The sequence below is a fragment of the Plantactinospora sp. CA-294935 genome (assembly GCF_050936445.1).
GTDB lineage: Bacteria > Actinomycetota > Actinomycetes > Mycobacteriales > Micromonosporaceae > Plantactinospora.
Map to the genome: position 1 here is coordinate 6544789 of NZ_JBNJMU010000001.1, position 24626 is coordinate 6569414.

At 72.1% G+C, this 24626-nt stretch carries 24 protein-coding genes; 17 read left to right on the forward strand and 7 right to left on the reverse strand.

Annotated elements, in window-relative coordinates:
• Positions 1-16: 16 nt before the first annotated feature.
• Entirely contained in the window at positions 17-1489 is a 1473-nt protein-coding gene (locus ACQEVC_RS28765; protein WP_432883545.1) for a hypothetical protein, read from the reverse strand.
• 188 nt (positions 1490-1677) lie between these two features.
• Positions 1678-2256, reverse strand: a complete 579-nt coding sequence (locus ACQEVC_RS28770) for an RBBP9/YdeN family alpha/beta hydrolase (RefSeq protein WP_432883547.1) — start codon at positions 2254-2256, stop codon at positions 1678-1680.
• Positions 2257-2432: 176 nt separating this feature from the next.
• Here ACQEVC_RS28770 and ACQEVC_RS28775 point away from each other — a divergent pair, with 176 nt between their 5' ends.
• The gene (locus ACQEVC_RS28775; protein WP_432883550.1) at positions 2433-2636 is read left to right on the forward strand and encodes a hypothetical protein; all 204 of its coding nucleotides are present in this window, start codon (positions 2433-2435) and stop codon (positions 2634-2636) included.
• A gap of 55 nt (positions 2637-2691) precedes the next feature.
• On the opposite strand, the gene ACQEVC_RS28780 is transcribed toward ACQEVC_RS28775, so the two are convergent.
• Positions 2692-3102 (reverse strand): four-helix bundle copper-binding protein, encoded by a 411-nt coding sequence (locus tag ACQEVC_RS28780; protein WP_432883552.1) that lies wholly within the window; start codon positions 3100-3102, stop codon positions 2692-2694.
• Between the two features lie 672 nt (positions 3103-3774).
• On the opposite strand from ACQEVC_RS28780, the gene ACQEVC_RS28785 reads away from it, so the two are divergent.
• The 7 genes from ACQEVC_RS28785 to ACQEVC_RS28815 all read left to right on the forward strand — a co-directional run bounded on the left by ACQEVC_RS28785 (position 3775) and on the right by ACQEVC_RS28815 (position 13171).
• Positions 3775-4317 (forward strand): DUF523 domain-containing protein, encoded by a 543-nt coding sequence (locus ACQEVC_RS28785; protein ID WP_432883554.1) that lies wholly within the window; start codon positions 3775-3777, stop codon positions 4315-4317.
• Between the two features lie 338 nt (positions 4318-4655).
• Complete coding sequence (araA, locus tag ACQEVC_RS28790; protein WP_432883557.1) at positions 4656-6197, forward strand: L-arabinose isomerase; 1542 nt, start codon at positions 4656-4658, stop codon at positions 6195-6197.
• A gap of 133 nt (positions 6198-6330) precedes the next feature.
• The gene (gene chvE, locus ACQEVC_RS28795; protein WP_432883560.1) at positions 6331-7458 is read left to right on the forward strand and encodes a multiple monosaccharide ABC transporter substrate-binding protein; all 1128 of its coding nucleotides are present in this window, start codon (positions 6331-6333) and stop codon (positions 7456-7458) included.
• A gap of 108 nt (positions 7459-7566) precedes the next feature.
• Positions 7567-9180, forward strand: coding sequence for a multiple monosaccharide ABC transporter ATP-binding protein (mmsA, locus tag ACQEVC_RS28800; RefSeq protein ID WP_432883563.1), 1614 nt, complete (start codon positions 7567-7569; stop codon positions 9178-9180).
• A gap of 6 nt (positions 9181-9186) precedes the next feature.
• Positions 9187-10449, forward strand: a complete 1263-nt coding sequence (mmsB, locus tag ACQEVC_RS28805; protein ID WP_432883566.1) for a multiple monosaccharide ABC transporter permease — start codon at positions 9187-9189, stop codon at positions 10447-10449.
• Positions 10450-10683: 234 nt separating this feature from the next.
• Positions 10684-11160 carry a hypothetical protein gene (locus ACQEVC_RS28810; protein WP_432883569.1) on the forward strand — a complete coding sequence of 159 codons (477 nt, stop codon included), beginning with the start codon at positions 10684-10686 and terminating at the stop codon, positions 11158-11160.
• 211 nt (positions 11161-11371) lie between these two features.
• Positions 11372-13171, forward strand: coding sequence for a glycoside hydrolase family 15 protein (locus tag ACQEVC_RS28815; protein WP_432883571.1), 1800 nt, complete (start codon positions 11372-11374; stop codon positions 13169-13171).
• A gap of 127 nt (positions 13172-13298) precedes the next feature.
• Here the strand turns inward: ACQEVC_RS28815 and ACQEVC_RS28820 are convergent, their stop codons facing one another.
• Positions 13299-14099: an aminoglycoside adenylyltransferase domain-containing protein gene (locus tag ACQEVC_RS28820; protein ID WP_432883573.1), complete on the reverse strand. Its 801-nt coding sequence runs from the start codon at positions 14097-14099 to the stop codon at positions 13299-13301.
• Between the two features lie 247 nt (positions 14100-14346).
• Here ACQEVC_RS28820 and ACQEVC_RS28825 point away from each other — a divergent pair, with 247 nt between their 5' ends.
• Positions 14347-14826, forward strand: coding sequence for a hypothetical protein (locus ACQEVC_RS28825; protein WP_432883576.1), 480 nt, complete (start codon positions 14347-14349; stop codon positions 14824-14826).
• A gap of 130 nt (positions 14827-14956) precedes the next feature.
• On the opposite strand, the gene ACQEVC_RS28830 is transcribed toward ACQEVC_RS28825, so the two are convergent.
• Positions 14957-15748: an SIR2 family NAD-dependent protein deacylase gene (locus ACQEVC_RS28830; protein WP_432883579.1), complete on the reverse strand. Its 792-nt coding sequence runs from the start codon at positions 15746-15748 to the stop codon at positions 14957-14959.
• A 518-nt stretch (positions 15749-16266) separates the two neighbouring features.
• Here ACQEVC_RS28830 and ACQEVC_RS28835 point away from each other — a divergent pair.
• From ACQEVC_RS28835 to ACQEVC_RS28855, 5 genes are all read left to right on the forward strand, one after another.
• Entirely contained in the window at positions 16267-17136 is an 870-nt protein-coding gene (locus ACQEVC_RS28835) for a histidine phosphatase family protein (RefSeq protein WP_432883582.1), read from the forward strand.
• 90 nt (positions 17137-17226) lie between these two features.
• Entirely contained in the window at positions 17227-18081 is an 855-nt protein-coding gene (locus ACQEVC_RS28840; RefSeq protein ID WP_432883584.1) for a helix-turn-helix domain-containing protein, read from the forward strand.
• Between the two features lie 119 nt (positions 18082-18200).
• Positions 18201-18644 (forward strand): DUF2975 domain-containing protein, encoded by a 444-nt coding sequence (locus ACQEVC_RS28845; protein ID WP_432883587.1) that lies wholly within the window; start codon positions 18201-18203, stop codon positions 18642-18644.
• Entirely contained in the window at positions 18644-18907 is a 264-nt protein-coding gene (locus ACQEVC_RS28850) for a helix-turn-helix domain-containing protein (protein ID WP_432883589.1), read from the forward strand. The genes ACQEVC_RS28845 and ACQEVC_RS28850 overlap by 1 nt, the downstream gene beginning before the upstream one ends.
• Positions 18904-19068: a hypothetical protein gene (locus ACQEVC_RS28855; protein ID WP_432883591.1), complete on the forward strand. Its 165-nt coding sequence runs from the start codon at positions 18904-18906 to the stop codon at positions 19066-19068. The genes ACQEVC_RS28850 and ACQEVC_RS28855 overlap by 4 nt, the downstream gene beginning before the upstream one ends.
• 4 nt (positions 19069-19072) lie before the next feature.
• On the opposite strand, the gene ACQEVC_RS28860 is transcribed toward ACQEVC_RS28855, so the two are convergent.
• Positions 19073-20032: a methionyl-tRNA formyltransferase gene (locus tag ACQEVC_RS28860; protein ID WP_432883593.1), complete on the reverse strand. Its 960-nt coding sequence runs from the start codon at positions 20030-20032 to the stop codon at positions 19073-19075.
• A gap of 197 nt (positions 20033-20229) precedes the next feature.
• On the opposite strand from ACQEVC_RS28860, the gene ACQEVC_RS28865 reads away from it, so the two are divergent.
• The 3 genes from ACQEVC_RS28865 (at position 20230) to ACQEVC_RS28875 (ending at position 24065) form a co-directional block, all read left to right on the forward strand.
• Positions 20230-21582: a lysine N(6)-hydroxylase/L-ornithine N(5)-oxygenase family protein gene (locus tag ACQEVC_RS28865; RefSeq protein ID WP_432883596.1), complete on the forward strand. Its 1353-nt coding sequence runs from the start codon at positions 20230-20232 to the stop codon at positions 21580-21582.
• 156 nt (positions 21583-21738) lie between these two features.
• Positions 21739-23340 carry a polyprenol phosphomannose-dependent alpha 1,6 mannosyltransferase MptB gene (gene mptB, locus ACQEVC_RS28870; protein ID WP_432883599.1) on the forward strand — a complete coding sequence of 534 codons (1602 nt, stop codon included), beginning with the start codon at positions 21739-21741 and terminating at the stop codon, positions 23338-23340.
• Positions 23341-23381: 41 nt separating this feature from the next.
• A complete protein-coding gene (locus tag ACQEVC_RS28875) occupies positions 23382-24065 on the forward strand; it encodes a CPBP family intramembrane glutamic endopeptidase (RefSeq protein ID WP_432883602.1) in 684 nt (227 codons plus the stop codon).
• A 17-nt stretch (positions 24066-24082) separates the two neighbouring features.
• On the opposite strand, the gene ACQEVC_RS28880 is transcribed toward ACQEVC_RS28875, so the two are convergent.
• Positions 24083-24514, reverse strand: coding sequence for a CU044_2847 family protein (locus tag ACQEVC_RS28880; RefSeq protein ID WP_432883604.1), 432 nt, complete (start codon positions 24512-24514; stop codon positions 24083-24085).
• Positions 24515-24626 lie beyond the last annotated feature (112 nt).

Here is a 24626-nt window from a genome sequence, read left to right on the forward strand (position 1 = left end):
AGCGCTGATCTTCAATTCAGAAGATCAGCGTGTCGCGCAGGTAGTTCGCGACCCGGCGGATCTGGCCGGCACCGTCCACCGGTGAGGTCATCCGGAGCACGATCTGCCGGTCGACATTGGTGCCGGTGCGGTAGTAGGCGATCAGGACCAGGCCGTACCGCCGGTCGGGATTGCCCTCGAGCTGGAACGACTCGGCGTAGAGGGCCGACCCTCCGGCGCGGTTCCACTGCAGCCCCCACGCCTCCTCGGCCAGGCGCATCCTGAACCGCGTGTCCCCGTCGCACGGGGTGCAGGACCGGACGACCAACTCGCCCCCGATCTCGGGTCCCGAGCCCGGGGGTACGCCGCAGTTGTACTTCGCGTACCCCTCGGCCTGTCCGGCCGGTGTGCACTGCCAGGCCTGCGGAGTCTTGAGCGGGAAACCGAGACCCTCCAGTTCGAGGGTGTGGAAGGGGAAGCTCGGATTGAACTTCGGCCAGTCCGTCGGCCACTTCACTTCCTTCGGCGGCTCCTTGCCCGGCGCGACCGGCGGGGCGGTCGGGATCGCCACCGCCGACGGGGTGGGGCTGACCGCCTGCGGGGTCGTGGCCGGCGGCGCGGGATCGTCGTCGCCGACGGTCAGGGCCAGGGTCGTTCCACCGCCGACGAGGAGCAGTACGACCAGTGCCGCGACGCCGATCCAGAGCCCGTTGCGGCGGGGTTTCGGCTCGGAGGGCACGATGTGCCGCACCGGCGAATAGAGCGGGTCGTACCCGGACGCGTTCGCCGACGCGTCGGCCGGGTACGCGCGCGGCATCTCCGGCAGCGGCTGCGGCGGTCCGGAGACCGAGTCCGGGGGCACGGAGACCTGGTACGGCGGCGCCGAACTCTGGTCCGGCGGCACGGAGACCTGGTACGGCGGCGCCGAGGTCTGGTGCGGCGGGGCCGAGGTCTGGTGCGGCGGGGCCGAGGTCTGGTGCGGCGGCGACGACGTCGGGGTCGCGTTCACCGGCGGCGTCGGCTGCGGTGGCCCGGCCTGCCACGGGTTGGGTGGCGCCACACCCGGGGTCAGCCTGGTCGTGGGGGTGGCCAGTTCGTCGTCGGGTGTCGGCGAGCCGTCCGGCGTTCCGGCGGTCGTCGGCGCGGTGACGGCGGCGGTCTTCATGGTCGGCGACTCGCCGTCGCCCAGTCCTTCCTGTGCGGGCCGGCACTCCATGCCCAGCGCCGCGAAGAGTCGTTCGCCGCCGTTGGTCTCGCTGGCGGCGTAGGCGACCCACGGTGCGGGAGCGGCGAACTCCGCGTGCACGTAACGGGGGCCGCCCGCACCGGGCTGCGCCAGCGCCTGGGCGGTGCCGACGAACGCGTCCCGCCAGCGCTGGTCGCTCGCGACGGCGGCGTCCAGCACGGCCACCGTGTACGAGTTACCCTGCCCGTCGATGGCGGACCAGACGCTGCCGACCTGGCACAGGCTGACCGCCTCGATGAACTGGTACGGACCCACTGGCTGCATCCCAACCCACTTCCGCTTCGCTCTGTGCGGATCCTAGCGAGGCGTGACCAGTGCACCCGAGGCCCCTCCGGAGGCCCGGTGGTCGTGTAGTGCCCGCCGCAGTCGTCCGGTGATAGTACATGAGTACTGACTCAGGGTGTCGGGCGCGACAGGGGCGAAGTGGACGGTGCCCGAGGCACCCGAGCTGCTCAGTCCGGTTCCTGGTGGAGCTTGGCGAGCAGCCGCTCACCGGCGGGCCAGCGGCCGTAGCCGCTCGCGGTCTCGACATGTCCGGCGTCGCCCGCGTCGAACAGCTCCGCACCCCAGTCCTCGGCGTACTCCGCGAACTGTGCGAACGTCGTGTACGGGTCGGTACGGCTGGCCACCATGATCGACCGAAACGGCAGCCGGGTACGCGGCACCGGGCCGTAGACGCTGTCGTCCGGTGGACGGTTCGGGTCGGGCTCCCACGCCGGGTCGAGGTAGGGCGGGGTGACGAGCAGGGCGGCCCGGATCGGGCCGGTGTGCCGGGCCGCCCAGGCCGCCACGGTGAGGCAGCCGGCGCTGTGCGCCACCAGCACCGCCGGGTCCGGCGCCTCGCGGAGGGCCTCGTGCAGCGCGGCGACCCGGTCCGACAGGGTGAACGGCGGACCGGGCGGATAGGGCGCCCACCGGTACTCCGGATGTGCGTCGGCCCAGCGTCGCAACCAGTGTTCCGGCTTTGGGCGACCGCGTCCCGGCACCAGCAGGGTCCGCGTCGGCGTCCGCTTTCCGGGGTCGGTGGTCACGGCACCAAACTAGTCCGGTGTTATCCCGGTGGCTCGCGCGCGGCCGAACGGGCAGACTGAGCGGCATGACCGCGCCGACTCCAGACTGGATCCGCGTCCTGGCGTTCGAGAACACCGGTCGGCTGCACCCGGCGGCCGCGCTGCGCGGTTGACTGCGTGACCGGGGCATCGACTGGATGCCCTTCGACTCCGACGACGTCCGGTGCGGGCTGGCCTGCGGCCCCGGACCGGACGGCCGGTGGCGCGGCTGGTACGACGTCCGGGTACGGGCGGAGGCCCTGCGCCGGCTCGGGTTGCATCCGGACCAGCCGACCTCGGCGGTCACCGGGCCGTCTCCACCGGGCTGGTGGCACGCCGCCGCCGAGCGGGCCGCCCGCTGACCGGCGACGCGGACTGACCCGAGGGCGGCTGACCGTCGTCGGGTCGGCGGTCCGCTCAGCGGCTCATCGCCGCCAGCACTTCCCGGGAGGCCCGTTCGGCGACCCGGCAGGCCTCGGCGCAGATCCGGCAGTGCTCGTGCATCTTGGCGTGCCGCTCACACTCGTCGGCACAGGACCGGCAGGCGGTCGCGCAGGCCTCCAACAGGCTGCGGCTGAGGTTGGCGTCGTAGCCGGTGTGCCGGGACAGCACCCGCGCGGTGGTGGAGCAGACGTCGGCGCAGTCCAGGTCGGTCCGGATGCACTTGACGAGCTGGGCGACGTCCGCCTCGCTCAGGCAGGCGTCCGCGCACGAGGTGCAGGCCTGGGCGCAGGCGAGCAACGCGTCGATCGACCTGGCCAGCAGGTCGCGGTCGAGGTTGATCTCTCCTGGGTACGTGGCCAGCATGGGCCGGGTGGCGGCAGTCATGTTCGCGTCTCCTCGCGTCGGCGGTCGGCTCCGCGTTCGGTGGCCGTCCACCTGCCGATACCCGGTGCCGCCGAGGTCCATTCGGGCTCCGGCCGACCGGGCGGCATCTCCGTGGCGCACTGTCGAGCTGCCCCGTTTGTGCGCCCGCCGCCCCCCGTCGCGCTTCGCCCTCCGGCGTCCCGTCGGTGCCGCCTGCTCCCGCCCGGTGCTGCCCGGCGCCGCCCGTCCCGTGCCCGGTCCCGCTGCCTGCCGCCCGGCGCCGCCCGTCCCGTGCCCGGCGCCGCCCGTCCCGTGCCCGGTTCCGCCCGTCCCGTGCCCGGTTCCGCCCGTCCCGTGCCCGGTTCCGCCCGTCCCGTGCCCGGTCCCGCCCGTCCCGTGCCCGGTCCCGCCCGTCCCGTGCCCGGTCCCGCCCGTCCCGTGCCCGGTCCCGCCCGTCCCGTGCCCGGTCCCGCCCGGTCCCGCTGCCTGCCGCCCGGTCCCGCTGCCTGCCGCCCGGTCCCGCTGCCTGCCGCCCGGTCCCGCTGCCTGCCGCCCGGTCCGGCCCCGGTTCGCTGCGGCGGTTCGAGTTTCGGCCGGACGCCTAGACTTCTGTCGGTAGCGCCGTCTTTCGGACTTCTGTCCGGAGGCGCCGTGTTCCGCGCCGATCTGCCGGCGAATCGCGGAGGACCGGATATGGACGCAACGCGTGGTACCGACAACACCCCGACCACCTCCGCCCAGGAGGGCAGGCCACTGTTCCTGATGAGCGCCTGCCTGGCCGGGACCTGCTGCGCGTACGACGGTGGCGCCGCGAAGGAGGAGGTGGCGCCCGGCGCCGATGCCCGGGTCCGGCTGGTCTGTCCGGAGGTGATGGGCGGGCTGCCCACCCCGCGCGACCGTGCCGAGATCGTGGGTGGGGACGGATTCGACGTACTGGACGGCCGCGCCCGGGTGCTGACCCACCGGGGCGAGGACGTGACCGAGGCGTACCTGGCGGGTGCCCGGCGGACCCTGCGGATCGCCCAGGCATCCGGGGCGGTCGGGGCGGTACTCCAGGACTACAGCCCGTCCTGCGGCTGCCGGCAGATCAGCGACGGGACGTTCCGGCGGAACCGGGTCGCCGGCCAGGGGGTCACGGCGGCCCTGCTGCTCCGCAACGGGTTCCAGGTCGTGGCGCACCACGAATACGACGCCTCGATACCGTTCCCGCCCGCCTCGGCGGCGCCCCCGGACTGAGCGCGCCGGCCATCATCCCGGGCATGCAGACACGGGTCGGGTGCCCCGCAATCGGCGCACCTGTGCCCGGCGAGACCGTCGACCGCTTGGTCGTTGCTGCAGTAGCGGCGCTGATCGGCCGGAGACCGACCGGGACGGCCGGGGTACCCCGGGGTCCGGGTCGGGCACCGACCGTTCGACGTCCCGGACCGACCGTTCGACGCCTCAACGCACGACCTGCGGATTACCGCGCTCCCGTTACTGAAGCGTTACGGTGTACGGTTTGACTGCTCCAATGTTAGCGGTAACACTCGGCTCGCGACGTGATCGCGACCAGACCGTCGGGGCTGGCAGGAGCCATGCCCCAAGTAGGAGAGGTGGACATGCCGCCGGCCACGCATCCGCAGATCTGGTTCCTCACCGGGAGCCAGCACCTGTACGGTCCGGAGACCCTCGACCAGGTCGCGTCCCAGTCGCAGCAGATTCTGCGCACGCTCACCGGCTCCGGTCAGATCGTCGCGGACATCGTCTGGAAACCCGTACTGACCGAGGCGTCGGCGATCCGCGCTGTCCTGCTGGAGGCGAACGCCGACCCCGGCTGCCTCGGCGTGATCGCCTGGATGCACACCTTCTCGCCGGCAAAGATGTGGATCACCGGCCTGGACGCGCTGCGCAAGCCGCTGCTGCACCTGCACACCCAGCTCAACGAGGCGCTGCCCTGGGAGTCCATCGACATGGACTTCATGAACCTCAACCAGGCCGCGCACGGCGACCGCGAGTTCGGGTTCATCCAGACCCGACTCGGACTGGCCCGTAAGACGGTCGCCGGGCACGCCTCCGACCCGACCGTGGTGGCCCGGATCGACGAGTGGGCCCGCGCCGCGTTGGGCCTCGCGCACCTGCGCAACCTCCGGCTGGCGCGGTTCGGCGACAACATGCGCGACGTCGCCGTCACCGAGGGCGACAAGGTGGAGGCGGAGCTGCGGTTCGGCGTCTCGGTCAACACCTACGGGGTCAACGACCTGGTCGAGGTGGTGGACCGGGTCGCCGACCAGGAGGTCGAGCGCCTGGTCGGCGAGTACGCCGACACCTACCGGCTCGCCCCCGAGTTGGCCAAGGACGGCGACCGGCACGAGTCGCTGCGGTACGCGGCCCGGATCGAGGCCGGGCTGCGGCAGTTCCTCGCCGAAGGCGGCTTCGGCGCGTTCACCACGAACTTCCAGGACCTCGGCGGGCTGCGGCAACTTCCCGGGCTCGCCGTGCAGCGGTTGATGGCCGACGGCTACGGCTTCGGCGGCGAGGGCGACTGGAAGACCTCGACGCTGCTCGCCGCGGTCAAGGCGATGGGCGTCGGGTCCGCCCGGGGCACCTCGTTCATGGAGGACTACACCTACCACTTCGGACCGGGCGAGCCGAAGATCCTCGGCGCGCATATGCTTGAGATCTGCCCCAGCATCGCGAGTGGGCGCCCGTCGTGCGAGATCCACCCGCTCGGCATCGGCGGCCGGGAGGACCCGGTCCGGCTCGTCTTCGACGCCACTCCCGGTCCCGGGGTGGTGATCGGGATGGCCGACCTCGGCGAGCGGTTCCGCCTCGTCGCCAACGAGATCGAGGTGGTGCCGCCGGACGAGCCGATGCCCCGGCTCCCGGTCGCCCGGGCGGTGTGGAAGCCGGCACCGTCGCTGAGCACCTCCGCCGAGTCGTGGCTCACCGCCGGGGGACCGCACCACACCGTGTTGACCCAGGCGGTGGGCGCGGCCACGCTGCGCGACTTCGCGGACATGTTGCACACCGAGCTGGTGCTGATCGACGAGCGGACCACGACCGCGGACTTCCGGGACCGGCTGCGCTGGAACCAGGCATACCACCGACTCGCCCAGGGGCTGCCCGGCCGGGGCTGACCCTGACCCGTTAGGCCCGCGCCGGGGCAGCATCGCCCGGGCGGGCCCGCCCCGCCACCTCGCCGGCCGTCCCGTGACCCGGGCCGGCGGCGGACCGGAAACCCGCACGCCGTACCAGGAAATGGAGGACCAGATGAAATTCGTCCGGCTCGCGGCGGTGGCCAGCGCCGCCACGCTCGCCGCCGCGCTCACCGCGTGCGGATCGAGTACCAAGACCGTGGACCAGGAGGCCGGCTCCGGCGACAACGCCGGGGCGCTCGTCGGGGTCACCATGCCGACGAAGTCCTCCGAGCGGTGGATCCACGACGGCAACAACGTCAAGGCGGGCCTGGAGAAGCTCGGTTACACCGTCGACCTCCAGTACGCCGAGAACGACATCCCGGCCCAGGTGAACCAGATCGAGAACCAGATCACCAAGGGCGCCAAGGTGCTGATCATCGCCTCGATCGACGGCACCGCCATCACCACCCAGTTGCAGAACGCGGCGGACAACAAGATCCCGGTCATCGCGTACGACCGGCTGATCCGCAACAGCCCGAACGTCGACTACTACGCCACCTTCGACAACTTCAAGGTCGGGGTGCAGCAGGCGACCTCGCTGCTGGTCGGGTTGAAGCTCAAGAACTCCGACGGCAGCGACGGCACCGCCAAGGGACCGTTCAACGTCGAGCTGTTCGCCGGCTCGCCGGACGACAACAACGCCACCTTCTTCTTCAACGGCGCGATGTCGGTGCTCCAGCCGTACATCGACAAGGGCACCCTGGTGGTCAAGAGCGGGCAGAAGGACTTCAAGACCGTCGCCATCCTGCGCTGGGACGCCGGCACGGCGCAGCGCCGGATGGAGGACCTGCTGACCAAGACGTACGGTGGCGGCACGAAGGTCGACGGGGTGCTCTCGCCGTACGACGGGCTGTCGATCGGCATCCTGTCGGCGCTGAAGAGCAACGGCTACGGCACGGCCGGGCAGCCGTACCCGGTCGTGACCGGGCAGGACGCCGAGGTCGCCTCGGTGAAGTCCATCATCGCCGGTGAGCAGTACTCGACCATCTACAAGGACACCCGGCAGCTCGCCGAGGTGGCGGTCAAGATGGCCGACGCGGTGCTCAAGGGAAGCAAGCCCGAAGTCAACAACGAGAAGGACTACGACAACGGCAACAAGGTCGTGCCCTCCTTCCTGCTCGACCCGGTGATCGTCAACAAGGCCAACTACAAGGCCACGCTGATCGACACCGGGTACTACAAGCCGGAGCAGCTCCAGTAGTACGGTCGCGGCGGTCGCCCCGGGTCGATCCCCGAGGCGGCCGCCGCGCCATGCCGGCCCGACCGGCGACACCGGCCCACCCACCGACCCTGGAGGCGATCCGTTGGCATGACCGACGACATTCTGCGGATGCGGGACATCACCAAGACCTTTCCCGGGGTACGGGCACTGCACCAGGTCAGCCTCTCGGTGCGCCGGGGTGAGATCCACGCGATCTGCGGCGAGAACGGCGCCGGGAAGTCCACCCTGATGAAGGTGCTCTCCGGGGTCTACCCGCACGGCTCGTACTCCGGGGAGATCTCCTTCGACGGCGAGCCCTGCGAGTTCTCCGACATCCGGGACAGCGAGCGGCGCGGGATCGTCATCATCCACCAGGAGTTGGCGCTCTGCCCACAGCTCTCGATCGCCGAGAACATCTTCCTCGGCAACGAGCGGGCCAGCCGTGGCCTGATCGACTGGAACCGGACCAACCACGAGGCCGCCGAGCTGCTGGCCCGGGTCGGACTCCACGAGAACCCGGTGACCCAGGTCAGCGACATCGGCGTCGGCAAGCAGCAGCTCGTCGAGATCGCCAAGGCGCTCTCCAAGCGGGTCCGGTTGCTCATCCTCGACGAGCCCACCGCGGCGCTCAACGACCGGGACTCGGCGCACCTGCTCGACCTGCTGCGCGGCCTGCGCGACCAGGGCATCACCTGCGTGATCATCTCGCACAAGCTGAACGAGATCGCGGCGATCGCCGACCGGATCACCATCCTGCGGGACGGCCGGACGATCGAGACCCTGGACCCCGAGTCCGACCAGGTGACCGAGGACCGGATCATCTCCGGGATGGTCGGCCGGGACCTCGACCACCGGTTCCCGCCGCGCGAGCCGCGCATCGGCAGCGAGGTGCTGCGGATCGAGGACTGGACGGTGCACAGCCCCAGTCAGCACGGCCGGGTGGTGGTCTCGAACGCCAACCTGACGCTGCGGCGCGGCGAGATCGTCGGGCTGGCCGGGCTGATGGGCGCCGGCCGTACCGAACTCGCGATGAGCGTCTTCGGGCGCTCGTACGGGACGAACATCTCCGGCCGGCTGGTCAAGGACGGCCGGGAAATCAGCGTACGGTCGGTGCGGGACGCGATCCGGCACGGCATCGCGTACGCGACCGAGGACCGCAAGCGGTACGGCCTCAACCTGATCGAGGACATCAAGCGCAACGTCTCGGCCGCCGGCCTGACCCGGCTGGCCCGGCGCGGCTGGGTCGACGACCACCGGGAATACCAGGTCGCCGACGAATACCGGACCAGCATGAACATCAAGGCGCCGAGCGTGCTGAGCGTGACCGGCAAGCTCAGCGGCGGCAACCAGCAGAAGGTCGTACTCTCGAAGTGGATCTTCACCAATCCCGACGTGCTGATCCTCGACGAGCCGACCCGGGGCATCGACGTCGGCGCCAAGTACGAGATCTACTCGATCATCAACCGGCTCGCCGACGAGGGTAAGGCCGTTCTGGTCATCTCGTCGGAGCTGCCCGAACTGCTCGGCCTCTGCGACCGCATCTACACCCTCTCCGCCGGCCGGGTCACCGCCGAGGTGCCGCGCGCGGAGGCGACCCAGGAGCACCTGATGCGGTACATGACCAAGGGCCAGGCCGACCACGGCGACGCCCGCACCAGCTCGGACGACCCGGGTCCGGCGGCCGCCGGCCGGCCGGGCGACCCGACGAACGGACAGGAGTAGACCTCGATGAGCGCCACCGCACCCACCAACGCCGACGTCGCGGTGAGCGGGCCCGGTCTCGGTGAACCGTCCGCCCCGGCCGGCGGCTCCGGCCGCCGGCTGTCGGTGAACCTGCGGCAGAGCGGCATCTACGTCGCCTTCGCGCTGATCGTGCTGCTCTTCTCGGTGCTGACCGACGGGGCACTGCTCCAGCCGCAGAACATCTCCAACATCGTCGTGCAGAACTCGTACGTGCTGATCCTGGCGATCGGCATGATCCTGATCATCATCGCCGGGCACATCGACCTCTCCGCCGGCTCGGTGGTGGCGGTCACCGGGGCGATCGCGGCGGTACTGATGGTCGAACACGACGTACCGTGGCCGCTGGCCCTGCTGATCACCCTTGTCGTCGGCGGGCTGATCGGTGCCTGGCAGGGGTTCTGGATCGCCTACTTCGGCATCCCGGCCTTCATCGTGACCCTGGCCGGCATGCTGCTGTTCCGGGCGCTCACCCTGACCGTCCTCGGCAACCAGGGCATCGGCCCGTTCCCGGACCCGGTGCGTACTCTCGCCAACGGCTTCACCGAGGGCTACCTGGGCAACGTGGGGCTCGGCCCGCTGGGCGGGGCGGACCTGTTCAGCCTGCTGGTCGGGATCGCCGCGATGGCCGGCATCGCGCTGGTGCAGTGGCGTAGCCGGGTGGCCCGGCTCGGCTACCAGCAGAGCGTCGAGCCGCTGCCGCTCTTCGTCCTCAAGCTCGTCCTGGCCGGCGTCGTGGTGATGACGGTGATCGTGCAGCTGGCCCGGTTCAAGAACCTGCCCTGGGTGCTGATCCTGCTCGCGGGGCTGATCCTGGCGTACTCGCTGCTGACCAACCGGGCCGTCTTCGGCCGGCAGATCTACGCCGTCGGCGGCAACCTCCAGGCCGCGACCCTGAGCGGCGTCAAGGTCAAGTCGGTGATCTTCTGGATCTTCGTCAACATGGGCGTACTGGCCGCGCTTGCCGGGGTCATCTTCGCCGGCCGGCTCAACCAGGCCGGGCCGACCGCCGGCAACGCCTTCGAACTCGACGCCATCGCGGCGGCGTTCATCGGCGGGGCGGCCGTGCAGGGCGGCGTCGGCAAGGTGGTCGGGGCGATCACCGGCGGTCTGATCATGGGCGTCATCAACAACGGCATGTCGTTGATGGGTGCGCCCAGCGAGCGGGTGATGCTGGTCAAGGGCGCGGTACTGCTCGCGGCGGTGGCCTTCGACGTCTGGACCAAGCGGCGCGCCGGAGCCTCCCGGTAGTACCCGCTCCTCGTTGATCGGGCAGCGCGGCTCGCTGTCGGTACGGCGAGCCGCGCGGCGTCGGAGGGCCATGGCGCTTACGGTGGAAATCCGGATGAACCATCAGGATCGTGGTGGCGCCGGAGCCGGGCGTGCCCGATGCCGTGCGACCCACTCAGGAGTCGGGAGGCGGGCCGGTGGCCGATCCGGGACGCGCCCCGGCGAGCGGGCCCGCGCCGGGGAATCCCGACTGAGATGGACTGGGCTGGATGGGCACTGTTCGGCGTGGTGGCCACCGCCGCGCTGACCGCGGCGATGATCACGGCGCAGCTCGCCGGGCTCACCCGGGTCGACCTGCCGCTGATCCTCGGCAGCCTGGTCACCGAGGACCCGGACCGGGCCCGGGTCGCCGGGTTCTTCCTCCACCTCCTGGCCGGTCAGGGATTCGCGCTCGGCTACGCCGCGACGTTCGCCCTGCTCGGGCGGGCCACCTGGTGGCTCGGAGCGCTGCTCGGCGTACTGCACGTCGGCATCGCGCTGACGGTGTTGCTGCCGCTGCTGCCGGGCGTACATCCCCGGATGGCATCGGCGCGGGCCGGCCTGTCCAGTACGGCGGTGCTGGAGCCGCCGGGCCTGCTGGCCCTCAACTACGGCATGCAGACTCCGCTGGTCACGGTGGTCATGCACGTCCTCTACGGGACCCTCCTCGGCCTGCTCCTCCAGGCCCGGTGAGCCGAACTCCGGCCGGACCGGCACACCGCGTCGCCAGCCGGCCGGCACACCGCGCCGCCAGCCGGCCGGCACACCGCGTCGCCAGCCGGCCGGCACACCGCGTCGCCAGCCGGCCGGCACACCGCGCCGCCAGCGAGCTGTCACACCGGGCTGACGGCGGACCGGCACACCGGGCTGACGGGTCCCGGTCGGGGCGCCGGAGAGGGACGCGATGACCAGCGGACCGGCCGCCGGCCCGGGGCTGCCACCGATCGCGGACTACGGGCTGCTCGGGGACACCCGTACGGCGGCCCTGGTCTCCAGCGCCGGCGCGATCGACTGGATGTGCGTACCCCGGTTCGACGGCGCGCCCCTGTTCGGCCGGCTCGTCGGCGGCCCGGCGGCGGGCACCTTCCGGATCGGCCCGGCCCGACCGGCCGAGGTGGTCGAGCGGCGGTACCGGCGGCACGCGGCAACCCTGCGGACGACCTGGGCGGTCGGCGACCGGCGTCTCACCCTCACCGAGGGGATGGTGGCCGAGGTCGCCGGACGGATGCTCCCGGCGATGCTCCTGGTCCGACGGCTCCACGTCGCCGGAGGTCCGGCCGAGGCCGTCGTCGAGTTCGACCCCCGGCTCGGCGCCGACCACCGGCCGCCCCGGGTACGCCGCCGCCGGTCGCTGCTCGTCTGCGAATGGGGCTCGCTCGCGGTGTCACTGACCTGCGCTCCCGGGCCCCTCGTCGAACCCGGCCGACCGGTCCCGGTGACCGTCCACCCGGACCGACCGGTCACCTTCGTACTGGTCATGGCGCACCGGGAACCACTGCTGTACGTCGATCCGGAGGCGGCCTGGGAACTGCTGCGCGCCGACGAGGCGCACTGGCGGGCATGGATCGCCGACGTCGACCCCGAACTGCCGTTCCGGGACGCGGTGGCGCGCAGCCTGCTCACGTTGCGGCTGTTGACGTACTCGCCGTCGCATGCCCCGGTCGCCGCGCCGACCACCTCGCTGCCGGAGCAGCCCGGCGGAGTACGGAACTGGGACTACCGCTACGTCTGGCCCCGCGACGCCAGCATCTCGATCGCCGCCTTTCTCGGCGTCGGCAAGCCCGATCAGGCCCGTGGCTTCCTCGCCTGGCTGTTGCGGGCCAGCCGGTTGCAGCGACCGCGCCTACCGGCTCTGTTCACCCTGGACGGACTGCGGGTGCCGGGGGAGCGGCGGCTCGACGGCTGGCCCGGCTACGCCGGCAGCACCCCGGTACGCCTCGGCAACGGTGCCGCCGGTCAGCACCAGCTCGACGGCTACGGCTGGGTCGTCGACGCCGTCTGGGTGTACGCCCGGGCCGGACACCGCCTCGACGCGGAAACCTGGCGGACCGTACGCGGCTTCGCCGAGGTGGTCGCCCGGCGGTGGCGGGAACCCGACGCCGGTATCTGGGAGCTGCGGCACGCCACGCAGCAGGTGCACTCCAAGCTGATGGGTTGGCTCGCGCTGGACCGGGCGCTGCGGATAGCCGAGACCCATGCACTTCCCGAGCGGCAGCGGCGACGCTGGCGCGACGCCCGACAGGCGATCGCCGACGACGTGCGGGCGCACGGCGTCGACCCGGAGCGGTCGAACTTCGTCCGAGGCTACGGCTCCCGGGAAGTCGACGCGGCGCTGCTGGTGCTGCCGCTGCTCGGCATCGAGGACGCCGGCTCGGCCCGCGTCGCGCGCACCATCGAGGCCATCCGGAGCGACCTGGACGCGGGCGGCCCGCTGCTCTACCGCTACCCACCCGGACGCGACGGCCTGCCCGGCGCGGAGGCCGCCTTCCTACCCTGCTCGTTCTGGCTGGCCCAGGCCCTCGCCGCCACCGGACGGCGGGTCGAGGCGGTCGAACTGTTCGAGGCACTCCTTGACCGGGCCAGCCCGTTGGGTCTCTACGCCGAGGAGATGGACCCGGCCACCGGCGCCCACCTCGGCAACTATCCGCAGACCCTGACCCACGCCGCGCTGGTCCAGGCCGTGCTCGCGATCCGGTCCGCATAGTCCAGGACGCCACCTGCGAACACCCCTGCCCGCACCCGCCCGGAACCGGATGGCCGCGCACCGCCCGTGGCTCCGGGCGGTGCTGACCGGTGGCAGCCGCCGCCTGCCGGGCGTCCGTCGGGACCTGCTATCCGCCGCGTCGACCACCGGCGGTCGCGGCGGGGCGGTGCTGGCCGAGCCGGTCGAGGACGAAGGTGAGGAAGGCGTGCACCTGCGCGTCGTCCACTGTGTCGTCGGCGGTCCGGCCCCGGGCGTAGCCGTGCAGTGCCGCGTGGATCAGCGGACCGAACTCCGGCGCGGCGCCGGCCGCCCACTGCGCCGCCGGCCGCTTCGCGTACCACCGGCGTTGGCTGGCGTACCGCAGCGAGCGGCAGCCGTTGAGTACCGCGTTGTCGCCGAGATCGAGGTCTGTGTGCAGGCGCGCCTCGACCGACTCGACCAGTACCGGCAGCAGCGCGTCGAACGGCACCGGCGCCAGCAACGTGGCGGGTGGCGGACCGAGCAGCGCGACGCCCTGCTGGCTACTGATCGACCGGTCGATGGGATACCAGAACACCGCCTCGTCCTCGCTCGCCCCGAAGCCGACCTTCGGCGGCAGTTCCCGTCCGGTGTTGAGATTGAGTGCGAAGCCCGCGCCGTTACCCGCGCCGGCCACCGCCGACCGTTCGTACAGCACGAACTCCAGGCCGGTGGCGGGGCAGGGCAGCACGTCGTGGGACAACTCGGCGGCGAGCGTCTCCAGTACCGCCGGACCGGCGCGCTCGACCACGGCGATCAGGTCGATGTCGCTGCGCCCCGGCGAATAGCCGTCGAGCGCCAGGGATCCGGTCGGGTAGACGCCGAGCAGCGCGTCCCCGAGTACGGTGCGCAGCCGGTCCAGCACCCGGGCGAGGTAGCCGCTGACGTCGGGCGGAAGGGTCGATGTCACGGCGATACCCTGCCATGCCGGCAGGCGCCTCGCCCGTGCCTCGCCGCCGGAACGACCGACCTCACCGGACGGGACGGTCGACGTCGGAGCGATCTCCCGCCGCACCGGGCGTCCGCATCCGGGACGGGAGCGTGCGGAGGGCCGGGCGAGCGGCCAGGCGTACGGCGGGGGGACCTCCGGGGGTGCGGAGGTTTCGTACGATTCCCAGCGTCCGACGACCGCTCGTCCCCAGACCCGAAGGAAGAACGTGGACTCGTCCCTCGCGATCCTCATCGGCGGCACGGCTGTCTGCGCTGGCGCCGTCGCCTACCTGGTTCTTCTTCGCGACCTCGGCCCACGGCGCGCCGCCGGGGCCGCCGGAGCCGTGACGATCGGCATCACCGCCAGTTTCCTGTTGATGCTCTACCTCGCCACGCTCGCCCTTCCGGCCGTGGTGGGTTTTGTCGCCGTCTTCGCCGCCGGTGTCGCCTACCCTGTCTTCCTGCGCGACCTCGGCCCACGCCGGGCCGGTGTGGCCGCCGCGGGTGCGGCTGCCGTCGTCGCCGCGAGCTTCCTGCTCGTGATCTACCTCGCGGTGATCGCCTTCATCGCCGCCATCGGCGTGTACCTGCTGCTGCGGGTCCGGGTCCGGATCGCCCCGGCGTTGGTCCTCATGGCGACCACCCTCGGCGGGCTGCTCGCCGCCTCCGCACTCGTCTTCTGGGTCAGCCTCACCTACGTCATGTGACCCGCACGTACGTCAGGCCGGGTTCACCCACGTCAGGCCGGGCGGGTCCGTCCCGTGCGGCGGATCACCTGGTCCCGATGGCGTCCCGTGCGGCGGATCAGCTCGTCCCGATGGCGTCCCGTGCGGCGGATCATCTCGTCCCGATGGCGTCCCGTGCGGCGGCGACGAGGGCGGGGAGCACCTGGGCCGCGGTGCCGCGTAGGTTGATCGCGCAGACCTCGTCGAGCGGTGTCGGTTCCGGGTTGACCTGGATAACGGTGGCGCCGGAGCGTGCCGCGATCCGGGGAATCTCGGCGGCCGGATAGACGACACCAGAGGTACCGACCGTCAGCAGGACGTCGCAGCCCACCGCGGCTTCGACCGCCGCGGTCAACGCCGCCTCGGGCAGTGCCTCCCCGAACCACACCACACCGGGACGGACGAGCGCGCCGCAGTGTGTGCAACGGGGCGGTGGCATCCGGCTGCCCTCGTCCGGTCCGGCGGTCTCGCCGTGCGGCGTCTCTGGCAGGGCCGCCGGGTGGGCGGCCTCGGCGATGCAGCGGGGCGCGAAGAGGCTGCCGTGCAGATGGACCGGGGATCGGGAGCCGGCCCGCTCGTGCAGGTCGTCGACATTCTGGGTGACGACCACGGTGTCGGGGACCAGAGCCTCGATGGCGGCCGTGGCGAGGTGCCCGGGGTTGGGCTTCGCCCGGCGTACCCGGGCACGCCGCCACTCGTACCAGCCCCAGACCAGGTCCGGGTCGGTGTGGAACGCCTCCGGGGTGGCGAGTTGCATGGCGTCGAAGCGGGCCCACAGCCCGGTCAGGTCATCGCGGAAGGTCGGCACACCGCTTTCGGCCGACATCCCGGCGCCGGTGAAGACGACGACCCGACGCGCCTGGCCGAGGGGAGCGGCCGCACCGGGCGGCAGGACGTACTCCATCCGGGAGATCCTGCCACCACCGGCTCCGTCCCGACGTGCGCGGCCGTGACTTGGAAGCCGTCGGGGTCGCTGTTCTCGACGGCAGGCACCGGGTCCCCGTCGGGTTGTTCGGTGCTGGCGTGGCAGTGGGTTCGGGGACTGTGTGGATCGGTTTCAGAGCCCGCAGGCGACGGCAGCGGCGATGAACAGCACTCCGGCTCAGCGGCGCGATCACCGAGAGCACCACCGGCGACGCGGCGACGACCGCCCGATCCGTACTCCAGGTCATGCTCGACCAACTGCTCCGCAACCTCCCGCCCTCCCGTCAGGCCCTGATCCGCGATGAGATTGCCGTCCGGGGGCCGGCATGGAGCGGCGCAGCAGCACCGCCGTTTCGCGTGGGACCTGCCCAGGGCGAGCGCCGGCCCGGCCCGGCACGCCACGAATCCGGATCCGGATCCTCGGCCCTGGTCCGGACGGGGTCAGGGCCGCTCGGCGGCGGTCCGCACGGGGCGGACGGCGTCGCACCGGAACGAGGTGTGGGACGCTGGTCCGGATACGATCCCCAGCCGTCGGCCGTCGGTGATGACGAGGTGGTGGTGGACGAGGCGCCCCGCCCGCTCGCGTCGACCGACGGCGTGCACGCGGGCGCGTCCGGCGGCCCGGCGGCGGGGCCGGGCCCGGACGGCGACCGCCGGATCCACGGTCTCGACCTGACGGTGGTGCGGCACGGCCAGAGCACCGCGAACGTGGCGTTCGCGGTGGCCGAAGCGGCCGGTCACGGCGAGACGGGTCTGGTCGGTCGGGACCGGGACATTCCGCTGTCGCCGTTGGGCGAGCGGCAGGCCGCCGCGGTCGGGCGGCGTCTGGCAGGGTTGCCGGCGGGTCAGCGGCCGGAGGTGGTGATCTGCTCGCCTTACCGGCGGGCGCGGCAGACCTGGCGGTTCGCGGTGGCGGCGGCCGACGCGGCCGGTGTCCGGCTGCCGGCGCCGCTCATCGACGACCGGTTGCGGGATCGCGAGATGGGCGAGCTGGAGCTGCTGACGAGGGCCGCGATCGGGGTACGGTTCCCGGGCGAGGCCGCCCGCTGGCGGGAAACGGACGAGCTCCGGTACCGGCCGCCCGGCGGCGAATCGCTGCTCGACGTCGGGGCCCGGCTCGCGCCGCTCCTCGCTGACCTGCGCACCTCCCACGCCGGCCGGCGACTGCTGCTGGTCGCCCACGACTCCGTGGTACTCATGCTGCGTCACCTGATCGAGCGGCTGTCGCTGGACGAGCTGCGCGCCGTGGTCGCCGCCGGCCCGGTCGCCAACGCGTCGTTCACCACCTGGGCCGATGTGGACGGGGACGACGGCCCGGTGCTGGTGGAGTACGACGTCGTCGATCATCTGCCCTCCGATCCCGCCTGAGGGCTCCCGGCGACCCGGGCCGGGCGGAGGCGTCGGGTCGGGTACGGCCTTTCGGTGGCTCTTCGGTCGGCGGCCGTAGGCTCGGTCGTCATGGTTTCCGCAGCTACGCCCCAGCAGGGGCCGCCGGCCGGCCGGGGGCCGTGGCGGCGCGACGACCTGACCGACGTGGTGCTGCTGGTCGGCCCGGCGCAGGCGTACCGCGACGCGGTGCACGACGACTTCAAGCTGGTGCTGCTGGAGGGGCATGGCGGTACGGTGCGGCGCCGCGACGCCGAGTACCCGGTGCCACCGGGCCGGCTGGTCGTGCACCATCCCGGTACGGCCCACGCCGGCACGCCGGACGACCCCGACGGACGGTGGCGGGTGATGTGCGTACCGGTGGATCTGGTCGCCGAGGTGACCGACCCGGTGTGGCTGCGGTTCGACCCACCGGTGCTGCCCGATCCCGGCCTTGCCCACCGCTACGTGGAGCTGTTCGGGCTGTTCGAAGGGCCGACCTCGGCGCTGGCCTGCGAGGCGGGCCTGTTCGACCTCGTGCTGGCGCTGGCCCGGGTCGCCGGCGCGGCGCCGCCTCCGGGCACCGTCCGGGCCGCCGCGATCGCCGAGACGGCGCGCGACCACCTCGCCGCGCACCTCGACCGGAACGTCACGCTGGCCGCACTGGCCGGGCTGACCGGTACCAGCCGCTTCGGCGTCACCCGGGCCTGCGTCGCACACTTCGGACTGCCGCCGCACGCGTTGCACCTGCGGCTGCGGCTCGACCACGGGTGCGGGCTGATCCGGCGCGGCGTGCCGCTGGCCGAGGCGAGCGTGCTGACCGGCTTCCACGACCAGGCGCACTTCGCCCGTACCTTCGCCCGGACGTACGGGATGACTCCCCGTCAGTTCCGCGACTCCTGGACGGGACGCCCCGGCCCGTACCGGAAGCAGGTCCGCCGCCTCTGAGTCTGGGTACGCCGGCCGAACGGCCGCAGGTCGCTGGCGGTTGACCTATTGACATTCGATAGGTAACGAGTGATAGTCGATGTATGTTTACCGAACATCGGGCGGTAGCCCCGCTCCGAGTGCTCCTGGTTCTGCTTTTCGGGGTCCTGGTCATGTTCCAGACCTTCTCCCTGCCCGGACAGTTCGCGCACATGGCCGAGGAGTCTCCGGACCTCGCGTACCTGAGGTGGCCGATGACCGCCGTCTCGGTGTTCTGGGTGCTCTGCATCCAGGTGGTGATCGTGGCCACCTGGAAGTTGCTCACGATGGTCAAGAACGACCGCATCTTCAGCGAGGCGTCGCTGGCCTGGGTGGACGCGATCGTGTGGGCCATCGCCGCCGCCTGGGTGGTGCTGGTCGGCGTTCTGCTCTACGTCGGTTTCACCTCGGACGACCCCGGGCTGCCCCTGCTGCTGTTCCTGATGTCGATCGGTGTTGCCGTGCTCGGGCTTCTGATGGTGGTGATGCGCGCACTGCTGCGCCAGGCAACCACGCTGCGGACCGACATGGAAGCGGTGATCTGATGCCCATCGTCGTGCGCATCGACGTCGAACTGGCCAAGCGCAAGATGAGCGTCGGTGAGTTCGCCGAGCGTGTCGGGCTCACTCCGGCGAACGTGGCCGTGCTGAAGAACGGCCGGGCCAAGGCCGTCCGGTTCAGCACCCTGGAAGCCATGTGCCGGGTGCTCGACTGCCAGCCCGGTGACCTGCTCGAGTGGGTCGAGGAACAACCATCCCCAACCGCCGGACCCGGTGGAGAAGCCGATCCTGGAACGGAGACCCCATGAAGTATCTGCTCGCCATCGGCGCCCTCCTCGCCATCGGGATCGGCGTCGCCGGAATCGTGTACGGAGGTCACGACGATTCGCCGGGCCTCCAGTTCCTGAGCGCCCTACTCGTCATCGGCACGATCGCGTACGGCGTCCGGGTCGCCCGGCGCAGCCGCTAGCTGGTTAGAGCCGGCCGTCCGGGTAGCGGGTCAGGTAGCCGCCCATGGTCCGGAAGTAGTCGGTGGCGGCGTACTCCTGGCCGTCGTCGGTGCGTACCCGGGTGATCGCCAGGCCGGGCCGCTGCCCGCGCCGCGCGTCGGCGCCGGCCACGATCACCACGCCGTCGCCCTCGCGGTAGAAGATCCGGCCGGGCGTGCCGCCGTAGCGGCCCTCGGAGACCCGGGCCGCCAGGATCCGCAGTCGCGCGCCGTCGTGGTGGGTGAAGGCGTTCGGGTACGGGTCGGACTGCGCCCGCACCAGCCGCTCGATCTCCTCGGCCGGCCAGTTCCAGTCGATCCGGCTCTCCTCGATCGAGCGCTTGTGGAAGAAGCTCGCCTTCGACCGGTCCTGCGGGGTCCAGTCGGTGCGTCCGGAGGCGATCAGCGCCAGTCCGTCCACGGTGATCGGGCCGAACAGCTCCAGCGTGCGGTGGAACAGGTCGGTGGTGGTGTCGGTCGGACCGACCGGTATCGCGCGTTGCAGCACGATGTCGCCGGCGTCCAGGGTCTCGTCCATCAGGTGCGCGGTGACCCCGACCTCGCGCTCGCCGTTGAGCAGCGCCCAGATCAGCGGGCTGAACCCGGCGTACGCCGGCAGCAGCGAGTCGTGCACGTTCAGCGTCCCGTACGGCGGCAGGTTGAAGATCTCCGGCGGGATCCAGGTACGCCAGTTGGTCGCCACGATCACGTCGGGTGCCGCCTGCCGGAGCCGCTCCAGCAGCTCGGGATCACCGGGTCGCTTGCGCAGCAGCACCGGTACCTCGTGCTTCTCGGCCAGTTCGGCCACGGAGTCGTCCCAGATCTTCTCGTACGCGTGCTCGCTGCGCGGATGCGTGACGACCAGGGTCACCTCGTGCTCGGAGTCCAGCAGCGCCTGTAGGGTGCGGTGCCCCCAGGTCTGGTAGCCGAACATCACAACCCGCATCGACGGTCTCCTCTTCGGTCGGTCTGTCTCGCCCTGGTCGCACTGGTCAGGTGGTCCATATTGTTCTTGACCTTGGTGTAGGTTAGCCTAACCTAAATGCCACGGATGGTCGACCGTCCGCGCCAGCCGCACCGGGTCCGTACGGGATCCAGTCCTCCACCACGCCGCCGACCGGCCGGCAGACTGATGGGACAGGTATGTCACGAACCAATCGCAGCGACGATTCCCAGGTCCACGATCTCCTCGGCATCGGCTTCGGCCCGTCGAACCTCGCCCTGGCCATCGCCATCCGCGAGGCGACCGCCGGCCCCGGCCGGATCGACAGCGCCGTCTTCCTGGAGCGCCAGCCCAGCTTCGGCTGGCACCGGGGGATGCTGCTCGACGACGCCACCATGCAGGTGTCGTTCCTCAAGGACCTGGTGACGCTGCGCAACCCGGCGAGCGGGTTCAGCTTCCTCTGTTACCTACAGAGCCGGGGTCGGCTGATCGACTTCATCAACCACAAGAACCTCTTCCCGTCCCGGGTCGAGTTCCACGACTACCTGGAGTGGGCGGCGGCCCAGGTCGACGACATGGTCCGGTACGGGCACGACGTGGTCGACGTACGCCCGGTCTGGCGGGACGGCGAACTCGACCACTACGAGGTACTCGCCCAGGCCGGCCCCTGCTCCGCCGCCCCGGTCAGCTACCGGGCCCGCAACCTGGTGCTGGGCGTGGGGCTGCGGCCGTACCTGCCGGACGGGATCACTTTGGACACCCGGGTCTGGCACAGCCGCGACCTGCTGCCCAACCTGCGCGGCCTGGTCCCGTCGGAGCCGTCCCGGTTCGTCGTGGTCGGCGCCGGGCAGAGCGCGGCCGAGGCCGTCGACCACCTGCACCGCGAGTTCCCCGCCGCCGAGGTCTGCGCGGTCTTCTCCCGGTACGGCTACAGCCCGGCCGACGACAGCTCCTTCGCCAACCGGATCTTCGACCCGGCGGCCGTGCAGGAGTACTTCACCGCTCCGGCCGAGGTGAAGGAGATGATGCTCGCCTACCACGGCAACACCAACTACTCCGTGGTCGACCAGGAACTCATCGACGAGCTGTACCGGCGCGTCTACCAGGAGAAGGTACGCGGCGTCGAGCGGCTCCGGATCCTCAACCTGTCCCGGCTGGTCGAGACGGTCCGTACCCCCGAGGGGGTGCGGATGGTGGTGGAGTCCCTGGTCACCAACGAAAAGACGGTGCTCGACACCGACGTGGTGGTCTTCGCCACCGGATACCGGCCGGTCGACCCGTTCGACCTGCTCGGCGAGGCGGCGCAGGTGTGCCTGCGGGACAACGCCGGGCGGGCACTGGTCGACCGCGACTACCGGCTGCGGACCGGCCCGGAGGTCCGGGCCGGCATCTACCTCCAGGGCGGCACCGAACACAGCCACGGCATCTCCTCCTCGCTGCTCTCCAACACCGCCATCCGGGCCGCCGAGATCCTCGGCTCGATCTGCGCCCGCTCCGCCGACCCGGCACTCGACCGCGAACCCGAGTACGCCGGCGCGCCCGGTTCCGCCTGACTCCGCTGACTCGCCGGCCGTTCTCGTCGCCGGTGCGCGCCGGACTTGTCGGCGGACGGTCGGGGCTGTCCGCGGTCGGCGGACGGTCGGCGGATGTTCGCCGGCAGGTAGCCGGGAGCGGGCCGGAGGTTCACCTGCCCCGGTAACCCTGCGCGAATGCGGGAGAGCCTCTCACCGGCCCGACTGCGCTGGCTGGGCCTGCTCGGCAGCGCACTCATGGCCGCCAGCGCCCACCTGGCCGGCTCGGCCACCGACCGGGGGCCGGGTTGGGCGGTCGGCGTCGGGCTGTGGCTGGTCGGCGCCGGTGGACTGGCCGCCGTCTGGTGGCGACTGCGCACCGTCGCCGCGCCGGGCTGGCTGCTGGGTACCGGCGCGCTCTGGGCGGTGCCACTGCTGCTGGCACCGCCGCTGGGCAGCTCCGACGTCTACGCGTACGCCTGCCAGGGCGAGATCGTCCGGGCCGGGCTCGACCCGTACGCCGTGGGACCGGACGCGCTGCCGTGCCGGTGGTTGGACGCGGTGGCGCCGAGCTGGCGGGACACGCCCGCACCGTACGGCTCCCTCTGGCTGCTCGTCGAGAGGTTCGCCGCGAGCGTGTCGGCCGGCAGCCTGCCGCTGGCCGTCACGGTGCTGCGGCTGGTGGCGATCGTCGGCATCCTGCTGGCCACCGCCGCCGCTGCCCGGCTGGCCCGGCACTGCGGCGGCAACCCGGCCCGGGTGGTCTGGCTCGGCGCGATCGGCCCGCTGCCGCTGGTACACGTCGTCTCGGGGGCGCACAACGACGCCCTGCTCGCCGGGCTGGTCGTACTCGGGCTGCTGGCCGCGGCCGAGCTGCGTACCGTGGTCGGCCGGCTGGCCCTTGCCGGCGTCGCGTTCGGGGCCGCCGCCTCGGTCAAGGCAACCGCGCTGGTGGCGGTACCGTTCGCGCTCGCGGTCGTACCCTGGGCGCGCACCGGCCGGCGTCGCGTCGCGGCCGGTGCCGTCCTGACCGGCGCGACCCTCGGCACCGTCCTGCTGCTGGCCGGCGTGACCGGGCACGGCCTCGGCTTCGTCCGGAGTTGGCCGGCGACCGCCGGCAGCGTGCAGTGGTCGTCGATCCCGACCGGAGTCGGGATGGCGGTCGGCTACGGGCTACGCGCGGCGGGCCGGCCCGAGGCGTTCGGCAACGCCGTCGAGGTCGCCCGGTTGCTGGGGCTGGCGGCGCTCGGCGCCGTCCTGCTGCTCGCCTGGCGCCGGGCGCTGCGCGGCGGCGTCGCGGTCGCCGTACCGGCGGCCGGGGTGGCACTGCTCGCCACCGCGCTGCTCGGCCCGGTCTTCTACGCCTGGTACGCCCTCGCCGGGGTCGCCGTGCTGGCCGCCGCCGCACCCCGGGGACGGCTGGGTACCCTGCTCGACGCCGGCTCCGCCGGGCTGGTCTTCCTCACCCTGCCGGACAGCCTCGGACTGGTCACCAAGACCAAGGTCCCAGGGGCGCTGCTCGACCTGGCCCTGGTCGGCTGGCTGCTGACCCGCTGGGCGGGGCGGAGGCCGACCCAGCCGGCCGGGCCGGTCCGGATGCCGGCCGGGCGCTCGCGGGAGTTGGCACGACGTTCACCTCTGATGCCCGGGCCTTCGCGGATGCTGGTGAGGCGCTCACGGACGGTGCTCCGGCGCTCCGGGGAGCTGGTAGGGCGGTCGCGGATGTTGCTCGGCCGGGTCGACGCGTGGCGGCGGCGCCGGGTCCGCGCCGTCGTCAGACAGCCGCGGTCGCCGGTGTAGCCGGTCGCCCGCTGTTCACCTCGGCAGGGCACCCTTCCCGGGTGACCGCCGACGTGATTCCGGCCGCCGGACCGCCCGCCGTGCCGCCCACGGCCGCCCGCCGCGGCTACCTGGCCGTCGAGTACACGCTGCTCTTCTTCGGCGCGGTGCTCGGCTACGTGCTGGCCGGCAGTCCGGGTAGCCCGATCCCGCCGTTGCTGCTGCTGGCCGGGCTCGCCGCCGGCTACCTGTGGCGGCGCCCGGACTTCGACCGGCAGAGCTGGTGGGGCCGGGCGGCGCTGCGTGCCGAGTGGCTCCCGATGCTCCGGCTGTGGACGGTCGCCGCCGTACTGGCGGTCGGCGCGCTGGCCGTGCTCGCGCCGGACCGGCTCTTCACGCTGCCCCGGCAGTCGCCACTGCTCTGGGGCGCGATCGTGCTCTTCTACCCGCTCTTCTCCGTCTATCCGCAGGAGCTGATCTTCCGGGCATTCCTGATGCACCGGTACGCCCCGCTCTTCGGTTCCGGTCGCTGGCTGCTGGCGGCCAGTGCCGTGGCGTTCGGGTTCGTCCACCTGATCTTCGGGAACGTCCTGTCGGTGCTGGCCACCCTGGCCGGCGGCTGGCTCTTCGCCCGCCGCTACCAGCGCACCGGTTCGCTGCTGGTCGCCTCGGTCGAACACGCCCTGTACGGGCTGCTGGTCTTCACCGTCGGGCTGGGCGACTTCTTCTACCACGGCGCGGCGTAGGCGTCCGGCCGCGCCGGTCAGCCGGCGGTGGTCGACGGGTCCGCGACCGCCGATCGGTCCGACGTGTCGTCGGGGTCTGCGGCCTGCTCCCCGGGGGCGCCCTGGTCCGGCTCAGCGGCGCCGGGAACCGGCGCGGCGCGGCGGTTCCACTCGAAGGTGACCTTCATGTGCGCCTCACCGGTGGTCTCGGCGACCACAAAACCACCCTTCGCGGCGACCTTGAGACCGAATTCGATCGCCACCCGGTCGGCCCCGCCAGCGTCGCGGGCCCGTGCGGCCGCACTCTGGGCGAGCCGGTGGAACCGGTCGAACGCCTCGCCGAACGTCTCCGACAGCCGGGCGACCACCTCGCGGGGACGACCGGCCGGCGCGACTCCGGCGACCTGGTGGGTCACCTCGACCAGCACCGTGCTGTCGTCGTCGACCGGAATCTCCACGTAGTAGGTCATTGCCGTCCTCACCGGTCGACGAACTGCGGCCGGCTCATTCTAGTGGCGGACTACCACCCCTTCGGACGGTCGGCGAAGCCCTCGGTCGAACTCCGACCCGGCCACCTTGTCC